Raw genomic sequence first — 18,016 nt, 5'->3', positions numbered from 1 at the left:
AGCGGCGGGGTGCCCAACAACCGCCGCCCTATGGTTTCAGCCACTCGAAACCGGCTAGCGAATGGAATTCCAGTCAATCCCTCGTACCCGTAACGGATTGCACATCGCGCTTGTCAGGCCCTGGCGAAGCGTTGGGAAGCGTCCCTGGGTGCCCGGATATCTGCGTGGCGAGCAGACGCGCCGCTTCCGCAAGTTGCGGATCGTCGCCACCCAGCTTCGCATCCGCGTCGAAACCGATTTCGACATCGGGCTTCACCCCTTCGCCCTCGACGATCCACGATCCGTCAGTTGCGGCGAGCGCATATTGCGGCACATTGGTCTCGGTCCCGTCGAGCAGCGGCCCGGTCGATCCGGTGCCGATCACCCCGCCCCAGGTCCGCTTTCCATAGATCGGACCCAGCTTCGCCTGCCGCCATTCATAGGCCATGGTATCGCCGTCGGACATCGTTGCTTCGTTGACGAGCAGCGCGAGTTTTCCGGTGAACACCTGCGTGAACCCGCCCCAGGGGTAGGTCGTCGGATAGTCCATTCCCTTGACATGCCCGGTCGTCAGGAAGGGGCGCAGCAGCCGGTCGATGACGAGCGGCGATCCGCTGCCGCCCAGATTGCCGCGAATATCGACGATCAACCCATCCTTGCGGATTTGTCCGAAATAACCGCGCGCGAACTCCGCCAGCCCCTGCGGCGACATGGCGGGGATATGGACATAGCCGATCCGTCCACCCGACACCCGATCGACGAGATGCCGGTTGTTTTCGCTCCATTCACGATAGGCCAGCCCCTCCTGGCTGGCGATCGGCTTGACGACCAGCGTCCGCTCGCCTTTCACGCCGTCGCGGCCGATCGTCAGCGCGACCTCCTTGTCCGCCTTGCCGATCAGCGCCTCGAACGGGTCGGTGCGGGCATCGAGCGCGCGACCGTCGATCGCGAACAGCCAGTCGCCGACCCGCACTTCCTTGCCGAGCGCGCCGAGCGGCGAGCGATAGAGCGGATCGACGGGGTCGCCCGCATAGATATGGCTGATGCGCCAGCGCGCTTTCGCGGCGTCGAAGACCCAGACCGCGCCGAGCGCCGCCGACCCCGGCGTCGCGGGCTGCCATTCGTCGCGCCCATCGATATAGGCATGGCCGACGTTCAGTTCCGACACCATGCGCCCGATGACCTCGGTCAGGTCGCCCCGGCTGCCGATGCGCGGCAGATCGGCGCGATAGCGCGCGCACAGCGCCGCCCAGTCGAAGCCGTGCATCTTCGCGTCGTAGAAGAAGTCGCGGTAGCGTCGACAGACCTCGTCGAAGACCGCGCGCCATTCCTCGCGCGGCGCGATCGTTCCGGTGAGGCGGCCGATGTCGAGCTTCCTCGCCTTGCCGCTGGCGGTATCGAGCAGCGCATAATCCTTCTCGCGCCGCGTCACCGCAGACGCGCTCCAGGGCAGGAAAGCCACCGCATCGACGCGATCCGCGACGGTGCGCGTTTCCTTCTTCTCGAACGAATAGGCGCTCAGCCGATAGGCATCGTCGTCCGCGATCGCCGCCGAATAGACAATATCGTCCTTGCCGACGGTGAAGGCGTCGATGTTCGCGCTCGCGATCGGCGTCGGCGCGAGGCGGTCGATCAGCCCGTCGAAATCGATCGTCGCGAGCGGCGGAACGGTTTCGTCCTTGCTCGCGGTCAGGAAGGGATCGGGTAGCCCTGCGCGAAGCGGCAGGATGGCGATCGAGCGCTGGCGCGGCACCTGGAAATTCCACTCGCGCCCCTCGAACCGGCCCCGGAACTGGCGGTCGGTCAGCGCATAGAGATAATTGCCGTCAGGCGAAAAGGCCGGCTGCGACATGTTATAGAGCGGATCGCTCGCCGCGACGGTCTTGCCGGTCGCAACGTCGAGGATCTGCACCTGTCCCATATCGGCTGGGCCGAAGCGCGTGTAGGCGAGATAGCGGCTGTTGGGCGACCAGGCATAATCGTTGACGAAGACGCTGCCGCTGCGCCCAGCCTCGCGCATCGCTCCGCTCGCGACATCGACCAGATAGATTGCCCCGTCCTTCCCCGACAGGGCGATGCGCTTGCCGTCGGGCGCCCATTGCGGCCGCGAGAAGCGATCATGGTGACCCGAGGTGAGTTGCCGCGCGGCACCGCCGTCGGCAGACGCGATCCACAGTTCCTCCTCGCCGCCCCGGTCGGAGACATAGGCGATCCATTTGCCGTCGCTCGACATGGCGGCCTCGCGCTCCTGGGCGTCGGAACTCGCGGTTACGGCACGGACCGGTGCGTCGCCCGCGGCCAGATCGAATATGTCGCCCCGCGCCACGAAGAGCGCGCGATCGCCATCGGGCGTCGGGACGAAGCTGTCGATCGCCTCGCCATAGCGCGCGAAGCGCGGGCGCGCCTGCAACGCATCCGACGAGACCCGGATCACCTGCTGCTCTGAGGCACCGGTCGCCGGATCGAAGCGCCAGATGCGGCCGTCGACCTCATAAACGATGGCTCCTGCGCGATCGGCCGACGCCCATTTCGCGTCGCTCTCGTGCCGCGTGAGCTGCTCGGCCTCGCCGGTTGCCGGATCGGCGCGGAACAGGTTCATCGCCCCGTTCCGGTCGGAGAGAAAGAAGAGGCCCTGCCGTGTCCACATCGGGTCGCGTTCGGTCGCATCGGTCCGGGTGAGCTGCCGCGCCGCGCCGCTCGACCGATCATAGATCCACAGGTCCTGCGCCCAGCCCCCGCGATAATGTTTCCAGGTTCGGAAATCGCGCGACCAGGGCGAATAGAGGATCTGCGTTCCATCGGGCGAGAAGACCCCGGCGCCGGCGCGCGCGGTGCCGGCGGGCTCGATCGTGCGCGTCGCCAGGCTGACGGTATAGAGGTTGCTCTGCGACAGCATCGCCGCGTCGCGCATCGACCGGATGAGGATGGCGCTCCCATCGGGCGTCCAGCCGACCACCTGATTATCGCTGCCCCAGCGCGTCGACAGCCCCTTGCGCGAGGGCGCGCTGGTCAGACGCCTTGCCTCGCCCCCGTCGGCGGGCATCACATAGGCCTGGTCGTCGCCGTCGATGCGCGCGGTGAACGCCAGCATTTTGCAATCGGGCGAGAATTTCGCGAAATATTCGGGGCCGGGGGTGCTGGTCAGCCGCCGCGCTTCCGCCGCCGTTCCATCCTGTAGCCACAGATCGCCCGCAAAGCTGAAGACAATCCGCGATCCGCACACATCGGGATAACGGAGATAAGGATCGGCGGGGTCGGGCGCCTGCGCGGACGCCGCGGTGGCGACGCTGCTGAGGAGCGCGGCGACGATGAAGCGCTGGCGCGCACGATCTTTTGAAAAGAAGTTCACGAACGAAGCCCCTCCCGAGCAGGTATCAGGGCCCCATCTGTCCGTGTGCCTGAGATCGTTATCCCGTCGGCGGACGCCTGCGCGCCTCTCTCCAGATTCCATGCGCCGGATGGTCCTTCGTGCCTGAGAGTTTCCGGGGCGGTTGCTCCTTCGGCGGCCTGCGCGAGGCAGGCTCTCTCCCATCCGACTCGCTCAGGATGACGCGGCGTCCGTCCGCTTGTCAAGGCCTTCCGGCGCTCTCCAGCACCCGCAGCGCCGTGGGCCGGTCGATCACGCTGCGCAGGACGAAGGAACTGCGGATCCGCGCGACATTCGGCAGGCTCGACAGCTCCTGCCGATAGGTTTCGTCGAAGTCGTGCAGCGACGGGACATGCACGAGCGCGAGGAAATCCACGTCGCCCGACACGAACCAGCATTTCGACACCGCGCTGCATTTCTGGATCGCCGCTTCGAAGCGATCGAGCGCGTCGTCGGACTGCGACACCAGCTCCATCTGCACCAGGACGAGGATGCCGAAACCCAGCCGGTCGAGATCGAACTGCGCCGTATATCGCTCGATCACGCCATGGCCTTCGAGCAGCCGGCGCCGCCGCGCCGCGGCGTTGCTCGAAAGCCCCACCGCCTCGCCGATCGCGACATCGCTCGACCGCGCGTCCGACGCCAGGATATGCATGATTCGATAATCTAACCGATCAAGCTCAAGTGTTTCCATATTTTCCATAATAATATCGTATCACGACGATATTTCATTCCACAAGCCAATTTGGCACCGAAATTTGGTGGGATCGGCAAGGCCGATGAATGCTAGGTGTCGGTATCGGGGAAAATCAGCAAGCTCATTGCATAAACCGGACATTAGGGGGCCAGTCCGCAAACGGAAGCCAATCTGCAAGGTCCGATCAGGGAGGAGGGATCAACATGCGATTCAATTTTCATGGCGTGTCGTCGGCGGTTTTGATCGCGGCGCTCGCCCATTCGGCCGCGGCGCAGGCTCAAACCGCCGATGCGGACACCCGCGACGGCGACGCCGCAGAGGTCCGGTCGGCCGACAGCGCGCCCGATACCGGTAGCAAGGAGGCGGAAAGCGACATCGTCGTCACCGGCTCGCGCCTGCCGTCGGAATTCTCGACCACCGCGCCGGTGCAGGTGCTCAAGGCGGACCGGGGCGCCGTGCTCGGCAATGCGACCGCGGCGGAGATCGTCGCGCATGCCACCGCCGCGGCAGGCACGCAGCAGATCAACAACCAGCTTTCGGCGACCGGAGCCGGCGGATCGGTTGTGCTGGGCGGCGCCAACGTCAATACGATCAGCCTGCGCAACATGAGCGCGACGCGGACGCTGACCCTGCTCAACGGCCAGCGGATCGCCCCGTCGGGAACCGGAAGCCAGGTCGCGCCGGTCGATTTCAACGTCATCCCCTCGGTCGCGCTCGACCGGATCGAGGTTCTGACCACCGGCGCTTCCTCGGTCTATGGCTCTGATGCGATCGCCGGGGTGATCAACGTCATCACTCGCAAGGGCGGCGACGGGCTCGAACTCGGCGGCTTCGCCCGCCTCCCCGAAAAGCACGGCGGGCGCTATGTCCAGGCGAACGCCTTCTGGGGCCGCAATTACGACAATTTCTACGTGACCGCGGCGCTCGAATATGATCAGCAGTTCGAGCTCGATCTCAAGGATCGGCCCCAGACCGCGTGCCGGCAGGATTTCGTCTACGATCCGACGAGCGGCGAGCGCGTCGACGCCCGCGACACTTCGGGCAACTTCCGCTGCATCAACCACAATCCGAACGGCATCTTCTTCGATCAATATTGGTACGGCGGCGCCTTCGTCTATGATCCGACGCAGGCGAACGGCCCCTATCCCCCCGCCGCGCTCGGGCTGCAGGATCCCACCAATCCGGCCCTTGCGCCGCTGCTCGACTGGGTCCGCGCCAACCGCGGCGGCTTTCCCGACACCTATCCCTATTCGCCCAACACCAGCCGCGCCTATGACGAGGCCGACTCCATCTCGCCCTATCGCCGCATCAACGCCTATGTTTCGGCGGGCGTGAACGTCGGCGACAATTCGGAGCTCTATTTCAGCGCGCTCTATTCGAACCGCCATTCGCAATCGAACGGCTGGTATTTCCTCTACCCCTTCCTGTCGGCGACCAACCCGAACAACACGGTCGGGGAGGCGCTGATCATCGCGAGCGGCGGCAATTCGTCGGGCGACGTCGGCCCGCAGATCGTCCGGCCGTTCCGCGCCGAGCAGAAGGTCGATTTCTTCCAGTCGACCGTCGGGCTGCGCGGCAAGTTCGGCGGGGGAGTGCTGCGCAACTGGAATTACGACATCAGCGCCCGCTTCGGCCTGTCGCGCGGCACCTATGGCCAGACCTTCTATTATCAGGACCGGCTCAACGCCGCGACGGCGCCCGGCATCGCTTGCGACCCCAGCCTGATCACCATTTCGGGTCCGACCGAATGCGTCTCGATCCCCTGGCTGACCAAACGCTTCCTCGTCGACCAGGACTGGACCGACACCGAACGCAATTTCCTCGAAGGCTATGAGGAAGGCCATACCAAATACGACCAGTTCGCCATCGAGGGCAGCCTGTCAGGGCCGCTGTTCACGCTTCCGGCCGGCGAGGTCGCGGGCGTGTTCGGCTTCGCCATCCGCACCGACGACCTCGACGACACGCCGGGCTACAACGCCCGCAACCACAATTATTTCGCCTTCTCGACCGCGGGGCGCACCGCGGGTTCGGACACGGTGCGCGAGGTCTATGGCGAAATCGGCGTTCCGATCGTCGCCGACAAACCCTTCTTCCACAGCCTGCGGCTGACCGCGTCGGGGCGCTACACCGACTACAAATCCTATGGATCGAACGCGACCTACCGCATCGCCGGCGCCTGGGAAATCTCGCCCGCCATCGCGTTGCGGGCCTCCTACGGCACCTCGTTCCGCGCCCCGACGATCTATGAGCTCAACCTGGCCGACCAGACCTCCTTCTTCGGCTATTTCGACCCCTGCCAGCGCTACGGCGACGGCGCGAGCGACGCCGTCGTCCAGAATTGCCAGGCAGAGGGCTTCGCGCCCGATTTCTCGCCGATCAACGACGGCATCCTCGGGGTCAGCGGCGGCGGCAAGGGCCGGCTGAAGGCGGAAACCTCGACCAACTTCAACGCCGGCGTGGTCATTCGTCCGGGCTTCGCGAACCTCCAGCTCGCGGTCGATTATTACGACATCAAGGTGAAGAACGAAGTCGACACCTTCGGCGTCAGCAATATCGTCAACAGCTGCTATAATCTGACCGGCGCGCAGCGTGACAGCTTCTGCAGCCTGATCACCCGCGATCCCGTGACGCGAGCCATCTCTCAAGTCGACGATCGCTACATCAACCTGTCGCAGCAGCGCGCCCGGGGCATCGATTTCGCGCTCCAGTTCGGCTTCCCACTTGGGACGGACGCCAATCTCGGGTTCGAGATCCGGGGTACGCGCGCCCTCGAAAATTCGATCACGCGCGACGCGCTCAGCCCCGAGCTCGACCGCAACGGGCTGTCGGGCTTTCCCAAGCTCACCGGCTATGCCGAAGCGCATCTCGACTACAAAAAGCTGACCTGGTTCGTCGGCGCCAATTATGTCGGCCGCGTCGACGACACCCGCTATTGGGAGGAACAGGGCGCCTTCATTCCCGGCACGGATCATTTCCGCTTCTATGGCGCCTATGCCGGCCGGAATGTCTACGGCAATTCGAACGATTTCGCCGAGGTTCGCGAAAAGCTGTCGGTCGCCGCCTATGTGACGGCCTACACCTCGGTTCGCTGGCAGATTCTCGACAAGACGACATTGCTCGCCGGGGTCAGCAACATCTTCGACCGGAAGCCGCCGGTGATCGGCCCCGATGCCTATACCTATCGGATCGGATCGGTCGCCGGGAATCAGTATAATCTGACCGGGCGCACCTTCTTCATGCGTCTCAACCAGTCATTCTGAGGTCCGGCCCTCCTTCCATCGACGCAGACCATTGTTCGCGTCGATGGATTCGGAGCGGCTGCCAAGAATTGGCGGCCTTGATCGTGCGGCCCCGGTGGTGGCCTGTCCGTCGAATTGCCCTGACACGCTGAAGCTTCGATGATATTCTTCACCTCGCCACGCATTTGGCGCTCAGCGCCCGCACCCGGCGGGGAATGTTACCAGCCCGTCAGCATTCGACGACGTTGACGGCCAGACCGCCAAGACTCGTTTCCTTATATTTCGAGCGCATATCCTCGCCGGTCTGGCGCATCGTCTCGATGACTGCATCGAGCGGGACGACGTGCCGGCCGTCGCCCTGAAGCGCGAGGCACGCGGCATTTATCGCCTTGACCGCCCCCATTGTGTTGCGTTCGATACAGGGAATCTGAACGAGCCCGCCGATCGGGTCGCAGGTCAGTCCGAGATTATGCTCCATCCCGATTTCGGCGGCATTTTCAATCTGCTCATTGGTGCCGCCGAGCGCGGCGACGAGGCCTGCGGCCGCCATCGAGCACGCGACGCCCACTTCGCCCTGACAGCCCATTTCCGCAGCCGAGATCGACGCGCGCATCTTGTAGAGGAATCCGATGGCGGCGGCGGTCGCGAGCAGGATGCGGCTTCCCTCGCGCGAAGCGCCCGGGGTGAAGGATTCATAATATTTGAGGACCGCCGGCAGCACGCCCGCCGCGCCATTGGTCGGGGCAGTTACCACGCGGCCGCCCGCGGCATTTTCCTCGTTCACGCTCAGTGCGAACAGACTGACCCATTCGAAGATCTTGGTGGGGTCGTTCGAGGGGGCCTTGGCCAGCAGCGCATGGTGCAGCGACCGCGCGCGGCGCGGAACGTTGAGGCCGCCGGGCAATACGCCCTCGCCGCGGCACCCGCGCTCGATGCAGGCGAACATGGCGTCGCGCACAGCATCGATGAAGGCAATCGTCTCGACCGGCGCGCGCCACGCCTCCTCGTTGGCGAGGACGATGTCGGCTATCGCAAGCCCGTGGGTCCGGCCGATTGCGAGCAGCTCCTCCGCCGAGCCGAACGGGTAAGGAAGGGCGACGTTCGACCGTGCCTCCGCCTCGCCCTCACAGCGTATCGCGCCACCGCCGACCGAGAAAAAGGTGCGGGTCAATTCCTCACCGAAGGCATAACGGGCCGTGAACCGCATCGCATTCGCATGTCCGGGCAGAAATTCTCCGCGCCGGAAAATGAGGTCCGCTGTTTCGTTGAATGCGACCGGGCAACAGTCAGCGAGCCGAAGTGAATGGCACTCCCTTATCGCCGCAACGATCTCTTCGACCCGATCTGGATCGATTTCTTCCGGAAGCCGGCCGGACAATCCAAGCAGGATTGCCCTGTCCGTCGCATGCCCCTTGCCGGTCAGCGCAAGCGAGCCGAACAGCTCGCAAGAGACGCGCGCAGGGTGGCCTTTGCCCATCGCGAGCCGGGCGAATTGCGCGGCTGCGCGCATAGGTCCCACCGTGTGGGAACTCGACGGCCCGATCCCGATCGTGAACAGATCAAAGATGCTGAACGCGACATTCGTCGTATGAATCTGTGCGGACACCGGCGCCTCTCCTGCCGGCATTCGCCGGACATCAGCGCCCCTTCTGTCTGCTTGCCTGAGATCGCTATCCCGTCGGCGGACGCACTAAGCGTCACTTTCCAGAATTCCATTGCCGCATGGTCCTTCTGCCTGAGAGTTTCCGGGGCGGTTGCTCCTTCGGCGCCGGAAATATCCGGTCTCTCCCACATCGGCGGATCGACCATCGCGCGCGGCGATCATTGTGTCAACGCTCTGTTTCATCCGATAGCAGACATCACCGAGGTGCATGGGAGTGGTCTGCCCGCGAAGGCGGGCACACCATTGTTAGTGAAAACCCCCCTGGTGCAACGGCATCTTTGCGGAATCCCATAGACTGTAGCGCGCCGTGAAGAGGTCGTGGTCCGGTCTCAACCGATTGACCGCTTTCGGGTGTGGCCGCTTGGCTCACTCGCGGCCCGTACAACAAATTCTCAAAGCGCTGATTCGTCCGGTCGAGACCCAATGTCTACCCAAAGGCGCCTCCCCCGAAGCACGGCGAATATCAATGGAAACGGGCGCCGCCGCAGAAGAAACCGTTGCAAATTCACGCAAATTTGTGCCTGATTGCAGAGTTCCGCCCAGTTTTCGGGCAAACCAATATATCTCGAAATAGGGATTTGGCCGAATCGCGAAATTTCTCCTTATTTTTCATAAGCATAGATTTTTTGACGGACTGCTACTCGGTCATTTCAGACTAAATATTTTTCTGTCGCATTTCCAATGCGTTACAGCGCGCTGAATTATTGAGTGGGAGTGATCCATGTCCATCGCCTATATCACCATCGGCACCAACGACATGGCGCGGTCGCGGCGCTATTATGATGCGGTCATGCCGCATCTCGGCGGCCGGCTGGAGGTCGACTATGGCGACCAGGCTTGCTGCTATGCGATGCCGAGCGAACAGCGCGTCTGGATCGGCAAGCCGAACGACGGATTGGCGGCGGCTCCCGGCAACGGAATCATGCCCGGTTTTCTATGCGAAAGCCAAGCGGCGGTGGACGCGGCCCATGCCGCTGCGCTGGCCTGTGGTGGCACCAACGACGGCGACCCCGGTCCGCGCCCACTTTATGGGCCGGACTTCTATGGCGCCTATGCCCGCGACCCCGAAGGCAACAAGATGAGCTTCGTCTATTTCGGAGCGCCGCAGAGCTGAGCAGACGCCGGCAGAGCGAACGGCGGCTCAATCGCGCAATATCGGCTCACCCGTCCGCGGATTGACCAGCGTCACATTCTCGAGCGCCTGGATTTTCCATGCGCCATCGCGCCGGGTCACGACCGCAAGAATCATCGTGTCGACCCGATGCGGCCCCACCGGATGCGCCGCGCCCGCGCTCAGCCGCGACCATATGTGCAGGATCGCGGCATCGTCCGAAATCGGATCGACGTCGGCGACCTCGTTGGTCAGCGTCGAATCGCTGTAGATCGTCTCGTGGATCGGGGCATGGCCCGCGACGATCTGTTCCACCCCGCGCCAGTAGGTGCCGAAGCGATTCACGAAGCTCGCGTCCACATGGAACAGCGCGGCGAACGCCGCCATGTCGTGCCGGTTCCATGCGTCCGCAAATCGCGCGGCGATACTCGCCGGTCCTTCTTCCTGAACCATATGACCCTCCGGACGGCCGAGCGGCTCGACGGCGCAACGCCCATTGTCCTATCCTGTCTTCCCGGCGAAATCGACAAGCGAGTCGCAGTCATGGACAGGATCGAAACCGAAGCCTCGGGCGGCTGCCAGTGCGGCGCGGTGCGCTGGCACATCACAGCGGTGCTCGACACATCGCATATCTGCCATTGCCGCATGTGCCAGAAGGCAGCGGGCAATTTTTTCATCGCGCTGATCGGCGTCCCGCGCGATGCGATCGCCTGGACACGCGGGCAGCCGGCAACCTTTGCCAGTTCGGACAAGGCCGCGCGCGGTTTCTGCCGCGACTGCGGAACGCCGCTCACCTACGACTATCACGAGAGCAGGCATATCAACCTCACGACCGGATCGTTCGACGAGCCCGAGCGGTTTCAGCCCAAGGTCCAGTTCGGCCTCGAAGCCCGGCTCCCCGTTTTCGAGGATCTGCCGCTGAAGGCTGAAGGCACGACCGAAGAGACGATGGCCGCCTATGTCGGGGCGATCAGGGCGAGCAACCACCAGCATCCCGATCGCGACACCGATCGCTGGCCGCAATAAGCAGTCGCGCGCGGCCTATTGCTCAAGTTCGAGCAGATATTTCTTCGCGTCGAGCCCGCCGGCGAAGCCGGTCAGCTTGCCCGTCGATCCGACGACGCGGTGGCAGGGCGCAATGATCGAAATGGGATTGCGGCCGTTGGCGGCGCCGACCGCGCGCGAGGCGGTCGGCCTGCCGACCTGCTGCGCGATCTCGCCATAGCTGCGCGTCTCGCCGAACGGGATGGTGAGCAGCGCGCTCCACACGCGTTTCTGAAAATCGCTTCCCGAAAAGGAGAGCGGCACGTCGAACGTCCGGCGCTTGCCGGCAAAATATTCGCCGAGCTGGCGTTCGGTTTCGACGAGCACCGGATGCTCGGCATCCTCGGTCAGCGGCCCCAGCTGGACGCGGCCCGGCCGGTCCTTCTCCCAGAGGATCGCGGCGAGCCCCTTGGCGTCGGCGACGAGGGTCAGTTCGCCGACCGGCGACCAGATGGTTTTGAAAGCATGCGTCATAGATTCGATCCTGTCATTCGCTGTCGCGCTTTGGCGATGAGCTTCCTATGGCAGGGGCGACGCGGCGACGCGTCCCGAATCTTGCGCCCAACCTCGACGGAAAGACAGCCATGACCCCCACCGCCAAAATCCTGCTCCTCGGCTCGGGCGAGCTTGGCCGCGAATTCACCATTTCGGCAAAGCGGCTCGGCTGCCATGTCGTCGCCTGCGACAGCTATGACGGCGCGCCGGCGATGCAGGTCGCCGACGAGCGCGAGGTCTTCCCGATGCTCGACGGTGACGCGCTGCGCACCGTGATCGAAAAGCACCGCCCCGATCATGTGGTGCCCGAGATCGAGGCGATCCGCACCGAGGTGCTCGCCGAGCTCGAGGCCGAGGGTTTCCATATCGTCCCCTCGGCCCGTGCCGCGCGGCTCACGATGAACCGCGATGCGATCCGCAACCTTGCCGCGAGCGAACTGGCGCTGAAAACCTCGACCTTCGAATATGCGACGAGCCGCGAGGAACTCGCCGCCGCAGCGGTGCGCGTCGGCTTTCCGCTCGTCGTCAAGCCGGTCATGTCCTCATCGGGCAAGGGCCAGAGCACGGTGAAGGACGCCGCGGGCATCAACGCCGCGTGGGACTATGCCGCCGCCGGGATGCGCGGCGACCGGCTGCGCGTGATCGCCGAGGCGTTCGTCGATTTCGATTATGAGATCACTTTGCTCACGATACGGCACAAGGACGGCGTCAGCTTCTGCCCGCCGATCGGCCATCGGCAGGACCGCGGCGATTATCGCGAAAGCTGGCAGCCCGCGGCGATGTCCGCTGCCGCGCTCGCCGCCGCGCAGCAAATGGCCGCCAAAGTCGTCGACGCGCTGGGCGGCCACGGCATCTTCGGGGTTGAATTTTTCGTGAAGGGCGACGCGGTCATTTTCTCCGAACTCAGCCCGCGTCCGCACGATACCGGGATGGTGACGCTGGTGTCGCAATCGCTGTCCGAATTCGACCTCCACGCCCGCGCGATTCTCGGGCTGCCGATTCCCGCCGTCACGGTACCGCATGCGAGCGCCAATGCGGTCCTGCTCGCCGACCGCGACGCGGCGGACTTCACCATCACCGGCCTCACCGAGGCGCTGGTTCCGCCGGACGCGAACACCCATGTCGATGTCCGCATTTTCGGCAAGCCGGTGACGCGCTCGTATCGCCGCATGGGAATCGCGCTCGCCCGCGTCGAAAGCGGCACGACCGACGAGGCGCGCGCGATTGCGGCGGCAGCGGCAGGAAAACTGAAGATCGGCTACCGGGAATAAACCCGCCGCACCGATCGGCGTTTTCGACCGGAAACCGACCTACCTTACATCGTCATCCCGGACTTGATCCGGGATCCATTCAACCGGCGCTGAGAGAATGGATCCCGGATCAAGTCCGGGATGACGAGAGTCTGAAAGTCGCGCGTAGCATCTCTTATCTTCGTCATTCCCGCGAAAGCGGGAACCCAGAGCGTGCGTCGGCTGACCCCACTCTGGGTTCCCGCTTTCGCGGGAATGACGAAGATAAGGATGTCCGCTCTCCACCTCAAAGCAACTGCAACGCCTCGCACGGACATAGCTAGGCCGCCCCGCATCCCCCTGCTACACCCCGCGCCATGTCCGAGAAGAATCATCTCTATCTGGTCGATGGCTCCAGCTACATCTTCCGCGCCTATCACCGCCTGCCGCCGCTGACGAACCCGAACGGAGTGCCGGTCGGCGCGGTCTATGGCTATACCACCATGCTGTGGAAGCTGGCAAAGGATCTGCACGACGCCGACGGGCCGACGCATCTCGCCGTCATCCTCGACCATAGCAGCCAGTCGTTCCGCAACGACATCTACGACCAGTATAAGGCGAACCGCCCCGAGCCGCCCGAGGATCTGCGCCCGCAATTCCCGCTGATCCGCGACGCGACGCGCGCTTTCTCGCTGCCGTGCATCGAGATGGCGGGGTATGAGGCCGACGACCTGATCGCTTCTTATGCCGAGGCCGCGGTGCGCGAGGGCTGGGACGTCACCATCGTCTCGTCCGACAAGGATCTGATGCAGCTCATCCGCGAACCCACGGACGGCTCGCCGCATGTCGACATGCTCGACACGATGAAAAACGTCCGGCTGGGCATGGAAGCGGTAAACGAGAAATTCGGGGTCACCCCCGACCTCGTCGGCGACGTGCTCGCGCTGATGGGCGACAGCGTCGATAACGTCCCCGGTGTGCGCGGGGTCGGTCCCAAGACGGCGACCAAGCTCATTCAGGAATATGGAAATCTCACTGCCGCGCTCGACGGCGCCGAGACGATGAAGGCCAGCAAACTGCGCGACAATCTGATCGAGCATCGCGGCATGGCCGAACTGTCGCGCATCCTCGTCGACCTCAAGCGCGACTGCCCCCTCCCCGACCCGCTCGATGACCTCAAGCTCGGCGCGATCCCGCCGGGGCCGCTCAAGCTGTTCCTCGACGAGCACGGCTTTCGCTCGCTGTCGGCGAAGCTCGACAATGGCGTCGCGCCGAGCGGCCCGCCGACGCTGCCGCGCGCGGGCGCCGCGCCCGCTGCGGCGTCCGCCGCTCCCTCGACGCCGACTCTCCCGGCATGGCCCGCGATCGATCGCACCTTGTACGAGACGGTGACGACGATCGAGGCGCTCGACCACTGGATCGAGGCCGCGCGCGCCGCGCATGTCGTCGCGGTCGATACCGAGACCGCGAGCCTCGACAGCGTCACCGGCGATCTTGTCGGGGTCAGCCTGTCGACCGGTCCCGGCCGGGCGTGCTACATCCCGCTCGGCCATGGCGGCACCGACATGTTCGCCGAAAAGCCCGAACAGATTCCGATGCAGGACGCGCTCGGGCGCCTGCGCGCGCTGTTCGCCGACGAGGCGGTGCTCAAGGTCGGGCACAATCTCAAATATGACATCGGCGTCCTCGCGCAGCACGGGGTCACCATCGCGCCCTATGACGACACGATGGTGATGAGCTTCGCGCTCGACGCGGGCAAGCACGGACACGGACTCGACGAGTTGGCGAAGCTCCACCTCGATCACATCTGCCTGACCTTCAAGGAGATGTGCGGGACCGGCAAGTCGCAGATCAGCTTCGCCGAAGTGCCGCTCGACCGCGCGACCCATTATGCGGCGGAGGATGCCGAGGTCGCGTGGCGCCTGTGGAAATTGCTCAAGCTCCGCCTGCCGATCGAGGGCGGGACGCGCATCTACGAGATGGTCGACCGCCCGCTCGCCGCCGTCGTCGAAGGGATGGAACGCGCGGGGATCATGGTGAACCGCGACTATCTGGCGCGCCTGTCGGGCGAGTTCGCGAACGACATGCTGCGCATGGAGGGCGAAATCCACGAACTCGCGGGGCAGCCCTTCGCGATCGGCAGCCCCAAGCAGCTCGGCGAAATCCTCTTCGACAAGCTGGGGCTGAAGGGCGGGCGCAAGGGCAAGTCGGGCGACTGGTCGACCGACCAGAACGAGCTAGAACGTCTGGAACGCGACGGCGTGCCGATCGCGCGCAAGATTTTGGAGTGGCGCCAGCTCGCGAAGCTCAAATCGACCTATACCGATGCGCTGCAAGGGCAGATCAACGCGAAGACCGGCCGCGTCCACACCAGCTACAGCCTCGTCGGCGCGCAGACCGGGCGGCTGTCGTCGACCGACCCCAATCTGCAGAACATCCCGATCCGCACCGAGGTCGGCCGCCAGATTCGCGACGCCTTCATCGCCGCGCCGGGCCATGTGCTGCTGGCCGCCGACTATAGCCAGATCGAACTCCGCCTCGCGGCGCATATGGCCGACGTGCCCGAACTCAAGCAGGCCTTCGCGCAGGGCCAGGATATTCACGCCGCGACCGCGATCGAACTGTTCGGGGAGGTCAACCGCGACACGCGCGGCAAGGCGAAGACGATCAACTTCGCGATCCTCTACGGCATCTCGCGCTGGGGTCTCGCGAACCGGCTCGAAGTGACGCCCGATGAGGCGCAGGCGTTGATCAGCCGCTATTTCGAGCGCTTTCCCGGCATCAGCGACTATATCACCGACACGCTCGAAACCGCGCGCGCGCGTGGGTATACTGAGACTTTGTTCGGCCGGAAGACCTGGTTTCCGCGCATCAAGGCCGCGAACCAGAACGAACGCGCGGGTAGCGAGCGCGCCGCGATCAACGCGCCGATTCAGGGTACCAGCGCCGACCTGATCAAGCGCGCGATGGCGCGGATGCCGAAAGCGCTCGACGATGCGAGGCTTGGCGACGTGAAGATGCTGCTCCAGGTCCACGACGAACTCGTCTTCGAGGCGCCCGAGGACAAGGCCGAAGCCGCGGGCGAGGTCATCCGCCGTGTGATGTCGGGGGCGGCCGAGCCGGTGCTGGCGCTGTCGGTGCCGCTCGATGTCGAGGTCGGCATCGGCAAAAGCTGGGGCGACGCGCATTGATCGGGGTGCTGCTGTTCGCCGCGGCGGTCATCGGCGATCCGGGTACCGCGCCGCCATCACCCGCCCCCGCAGCCGAAAGCGAGGCCGCGCCGCCCACGATCGCCGACAGCGACATTCGCGAATATGCCGCGGTCGCGGGGCGCAAGGTCGCGGGGCGACCGGTCGGCGGCCCCTATGCCACCGCCGACAAGCTGCTGCTGCTCGGCCGCGACGGCAAGGGCTATCCCGTCGTCGCCGCGAGCCTCGGCTTTCCCGCGCGCCAGTCGCTGCCCGCGCCGCCCGATGGCACGCTCGCCGTCGTGCGGCTGCACCAGAAATCCGAAACCGTCGTCCCGGGCCCCACGGCCGACGACCTCGCCTTCGTCGCCGCGAACAAGCTGCCGCTGTTCGTGATCGGCGAATGGGCGCGGCCGGCACCGATGTGGGAGGTCGCGTGGGTCGATGACGACGTGCGTTTCCGCATGATCGGCGAAGTCGGCGAAATCGGTCCCTGGCAGGAATGATTACCGACCGGGTGGCGGTCCGTACCGGTTCGGCGCATCGGTTCCCGCCCGCACCAGTTCGACAATAAGCCAGAGAAGGATCAGCCCGCCGACGATAGAGGGCCAATCGATCCCGGCCGATGCCTGCATCCTCGCGGGAAAGGACAACGCATCGGCGAAATCGGGCCGAGTCTTCGTCTCCATCTCCGCCAGGATTTGCGGCATCTGCTCCGCCATCGCCGCCATACGCCGCGCTTGCCCGAGGCCGGTCGCAAAGATGGCCCCCGGCAACGCCAGCGCCCACCAGCCTGCCCGGCCGCGATCATGCAATCGCCGCGCCGTTGCCGTCAGCAGCAACAGGGCGCCGAGCAGATAGAGCCCGATGTTCGCATAGGCCGCGGTCACCATTGCCCGCAGTTGAATCTGCATGAGGTGCATGCTGGCCGACGGATCGCGGGGATGCGTTGCAGCGGTCAGGTCAAGCGGCGGGATGGTCAGGACCAGTTGAACGATAAGCTGCACAACCACGAGCGGACCGAAAACGAGAAGCAGGAACAGCCAATATTGCTTTCGCGCGTCACGCCCTCGAGGGTCGAACAGACCGCCGAACCCGTGCCGCGCGATTTGCGCCATCGAAATCTCGGTCATATCCATCCCCCTTTGCGAGCCAGACTATCGGTTCGCGCCGGACCTGCCAATCGCCCAAACGCGCCGTTTCGGCGGCGAACCGTCGCAGCGATGCGCCATCGGCGCACTCGGCCTTTGCGGCTCCACGCCTTTGGTCTATGACGCCCCGATGACATTCCGCCGACATTTTTGCGACGGCGACGACGAAAGGCTTTCATGACGATCCCCCCGGCGGCCGGCGCGCCGACCCGCATCCAGCAGAATTTCCTCGCGCGCCACGAACGCCGTCTGCTCAACTGGATTTGCCCTCGCCTTCCCGCATGGGTCACGCCCGATCAGCTCACCACGCTCGGCTTCCTCGGCGCCGTCATCGTCGCCGCGGGCTATATGCTGAGCTGGATCGACGACGAATGGCTGGGGCTTTGCCTCGTCGGCTATATCGTCAACTGGTTCGGCGACTCGCTTGACGGCAGCCTCGCGCGCTGGCGACGGATCGAGCGGCCGCGCTACGGCTATTTCGTCGACCACAGCATCGACGCGGTCGGGACGCTGCTGATGGTCGGGGCGATCGGGGCCAGCCCCTATATGCGGCTCGACGTCGCGCTGATGGCGGTGATCGGCTATTTCCTGCTGTCGATCCACACTTTCCTCGCCGCGAAGGTCGTCGGCGAATTCCGCCTTTCCTACATGGCGGGCGGGCCGACCGAGCTTCGGCTGATGCTGATGGCGATGACCGTCACCATGGCGCTCGTCGGCCCCGGCGACATCGGCGGAACCAATTTCTCGCCCTTCGACCTGTTCGGCCTCGTCGTTGCGAGCATCCTCGTAACGATCTTCGTGGTGCAGAGCTTCGCAATGGCCCATATGCTCCGCGGACGCGGAGGGTAAGGCT

General features: G+C 64.8%; 13 protein-coding genes and 3 riboswitches. Of the genes, 7 read left to right on the top strand and 6 right to left on the bottom strand.

Features of this window, described 5'->3' with window-relative positions; genetic code table 11:
• Nucleotides 1-73 precede the first annotated feature (73 nt).
• Nucleotides 74-3,328, bottom strand: coding sequence for a S41 family peptidase (locus NP825_RS04000; protein WP_257548635.1), 3,255 nt, complete (start codon nucleotides 3,326-3,328; stop codon nucleotides 74-76).
• Nucleotides 3,329-3,428: 100 nt separating this feature from the next.
• A riboswitch (glycine riboswitch) is annotated at nucleotides 3,429-3,520 on the bottom strand.
• A 28-nt stretch (nucleotides 3,521-3,548) separates the two neighbouring features.
• On the bottom strand, nucleotides 3,549-4,040 hold the full coding sequence (locus NP825_RS03995) for an Lrp/AsnC family transcriptional regulator (protein ID WP_257548633.1): 492 nt from the start codon (nucleotides 4,038-4,040) through the stop codon (nucleotides 3,549-3,551).
• Between the two features lie 206 nt (nucleotides 4,041-4,246).
• Between NP825_RS03995 and NP825_RS03990 the strand changes: the two genes are divergently transcribed.
• Entirely contained in the window at nucleotides 4,247-7,303 is a 3,057-nt protein-coding gene (locus NP825_RS03990; RefSeq protein ID WP_257548631.1) for a TonB-dependent siderophore receptor, read from the top strand.
• Nucleotides 7,304-7,511: 208 nt separating this feature from the next.
• Here NP825_RS03990 and NP825_RS03985 read toward each other — a convergent pair whose 3' ends face one another.
• Nucleotides 7,512-8,909: an L-serine ammonia-lyase gene (locus NP825_RS03985; RefSeq protein WP_257548629.1), complete on the bottom strand. Its 1,398-nt coding sequence runs from the start codon at nucleotides 8,907-8,909 to the stop codon at nucleotides 7,512-7,514.
• Nucleotides 8,910-8,929: 20 nt separating this feature from the next.
• Nucleotides 8,930-8,992, bottom strand: a riboswitch (glycine riboswitch).
• 3 nt (nucleotides 8,993-8,995) lie between these two features.
• Nucleotides 8,996-9,083: riboswitch (glycine riboswitch) on the bottom strand.
• Between the two features lie 583 nt (nucleotides 9,084-9,666).
• Here NP825_RS03985 and NP825_RS03980 point away from each other — a divergent pair.
• Nucleotides 9,667-10,059, top strand: coding sequence for a VOC family protein (locus NP825_RS03980; RefSeq protein WP_257548627.1), 393 nt, complete (start codon nucleotides 9,667-9,669; stop codon nucleotides 10,057-10,059).
• Between the two features lie 27 nt (nucleotides 10,060-10,086).
• On the opposite strand, the gene NP825_RS03975 is transcribed toward NP825_RS03980, so the two are convergent.
• Nucleotides 10,087-10,509 (bottom strand): SgcJ/EcaC family oxidoreductase, encoded by a 423-nt coding sequence (locus tag NP825_RS03975; RefSeq protein ID WP_257548625.1) that lies wholly within the window; start codon nucleotides 10,507-10,509, stop codon nucleotides 10,087-10,089.
• 90 nt (nucleotides 10,510-10,599) lie between these two features.
• Between NP825_RS03975 and NP825_RS03970 the strand changes: the two genes are divergently transcribed.
• Nucleotides 10,600-11,082 carry a GFA family protein gene (locus NP825_RS03970; protein ID WP_257548623.1) on the top strand — a complete coding sequence of 161 codons (483 nt, stop codon included), beginning with the start codon at nucleotides 10,600-10,602 and terminating at the stop codon, nucleotides 11,080-11,082.
• A 15-nt stretch (nucleotides 11,083-11,097) separates the two neighbouring features.
• Here NP825_RS03970 and NP825_RS03965 read toward each other — a convergent pair whose 3' ends face one another.
• The gene (locus NP825_RS03965; RefSeq protein WP_257548620.1) at nucleotides 11,098-11,574 is read right to left on the bottom strand and encodes a methylated-DNA--[protein]-cysteine S-methyltransferase; all 477 of its coding nucleotides are present in this window, start codon (nucleotides 11,572-11,574) and stop codon (nucleotides 11,098-11,100) included.
• Nucleotides 11,575-11,684: 110 nt separating this feature from the next.
• Between NP825_RS03965 and purT the strand changes: the two genes are divergently transcribed.
• The 3 genes from purT (at nucleotide 11,685) to NP825_RS03950 (ending at nucleotide 16,518) form a co-directional block, all read left to right on the top strand.
• Nucleotides 11,685-12,866, top strand: coding sequence for a formate-dependent phosphoribosylglycinamide formyltransferase (gene purT, locus NP825_RS03960; RefSeq protein ID WP_257548618.1), 1,182 nt, complete (start codon nucleotides 11,685-11,687; stop codon nucleotides 12,864-12,866).
• Between the two features lie 335 nt (nucleotides 12,867-13,201).
• The gene (polA, locus tag NP825_RS03955; protein WP_257548616.1) at nucleotides 13,202-16,015 is read left to right on the top strand and encodes a DNA polymerase I; all 2,814 of its coding nucleotides are present in this window, start codon (nucleotides 13,202-13,204) and stop codon (nucleotides 16,013-16,015) included.
• Nucleotides 16,016-16,020: 5 nt separating this feature from the next.
• The gene (locus NP825_RS03950; protein WP_257551280.1) at nucleotides 16,021-16,518 is read left to right on the top strand and encodes a hypothetical protein; all 498 of its coding nucleotides are present in this window, start codon (nucleotides 16,021-16,023) and stop codon (nucleotides 16,516-16,518) included.
• Here NP825_RS03950 and NP825_RS03945 read toward each other — a convergent pair whose 3' ends face one another.
• Nucleotides 16,519-17,145 carry a DUF805 domain-containing protein gene (locus NP825_RS03945; RefSeq protein ID WP_257548615.1) on the bottom strand — a complete coding sequence of 209 codons (627 nt, stop codon included), beginning with the start codon at nucleotides 17,143-17,145 and terminating at the stop codon, nucleotides 16,519-16,521. It lies immediately after the preceding gene.
• A 195-nt stretch (nucleotides 17,146-17,340) separates the two neighbouring features.
• Here NP825_RS03945 and NP825_RS03940 point away from each other — a divergent pair, with 195 nt between their 5' ends.
• Nucleotides 17,341-18,012 carry a CDP-alcohol phosphatidyltransferase family protein gene (locus NP825_RS03940; protein ID WP_257548614.1) on the top strand — a complete coding sequence of 224 codons (672 nt, stop codon included), beginning with the start codon at nucleotides 17,341-17,343 and terminating at the stop codon, nucleotides 18,010-18,012.
• Nucleotides 18,013-18,016 lie beyond the last annotated feature (4 nt).

The organism is Sphingopyxis sp. DBS4 (assembly GCF_024628865.1).
Classification (GTDB): Bacteria; Pseudomonadota; Alphaproteobacteria; order Sphingomonadales; family Sphingomonadaceae; genus Sphingopyxis.
The sequence above is the reverse complement of the archived record's forward strand: the minus strand, read 5'-3'. Positions and strand labels throughout refer to the sequence as shown.

Excerpts from the sequence above, each read along its gene's own strand:
- NP825_RS03995 (WP_257548633.1), bottom strand. The coding sequence starts at position 4,040 with ATGGAAACACTTGAGCTTGATCGGTTAGATTATCGAATCATGCATATC.
- NP825_RS03990 (WP_257548631.1), top strand. The coding sequence starts at position 4,247 with ATGCGATTCAATTTTCATGGCGTGTCGTCGGCGGTTTTGATCGCGGCG.
- NP825_RS03985 (WP_257548629.1), bottom strand. The coding sequence starts at position 8,909 with ATGCCGGCAGGAGAGGCGCCGGTGTCCGCACAGATTCATACGACGAAT.
- NP825_RS03980 (WP_257548627.1), top strand. The coding sequence starts at position 9,667 with ATGTCCATCGCCTATATCACCATCGGCACCAACGACATGGCGCGGTCG.
- NP825_RS03975 (WP_257548625.1), bottom strand. The coding sequence starts at position 10,509 with ATGGTTCAGGAAGAAGGACCGGCGAGTATCGCCGCGCGATTTGCGGAC.
- NP825_RS03970 (WP_257548623.1), top strand. The coding sequence starts at position 10,600 with ATGGACAGGATCGAAACCGAAGCCTCGGGCGGCTGCCAGTGCGGCGCG.
- NP825_RS03965 (WP_257548620.1), bottom strand. The coding sequence starts at position 11,574 with ATGACGCATGCTTTCAAAACCATCTGGTCGCCGGTCGGCGAACTGACC.
- purT (WP_257548618.1), top strand. The coding sequence starts at position 11,685 with ATGACCCCCACCGCCAAAATCCTGCTCCTCGGCTCGGGCGAGCTTGGC.
- polA (WP_257548616.1), top strand. The coding sequence starts at position 13,202 with ATGTCCGAGAAGAATCATCTCTATCTGGTCGATGGCTCCAGCTACATC.
- NP825_RS03945 (WP_257548615.1), bottom strand. The coding sequence starts at position 17,145 with ATGACCGAGATTTCGATGGCGCAAATCGCGCGGCACGGGTTCGGCGGT.
- NP825_RS03940 (WP_257548614.1), top strand. The coding sequence starts at position 17,341 with ATGACGATCCCCCCGGCGGCCGGCGCGCCGACCCGCATCCAGCAGAAT.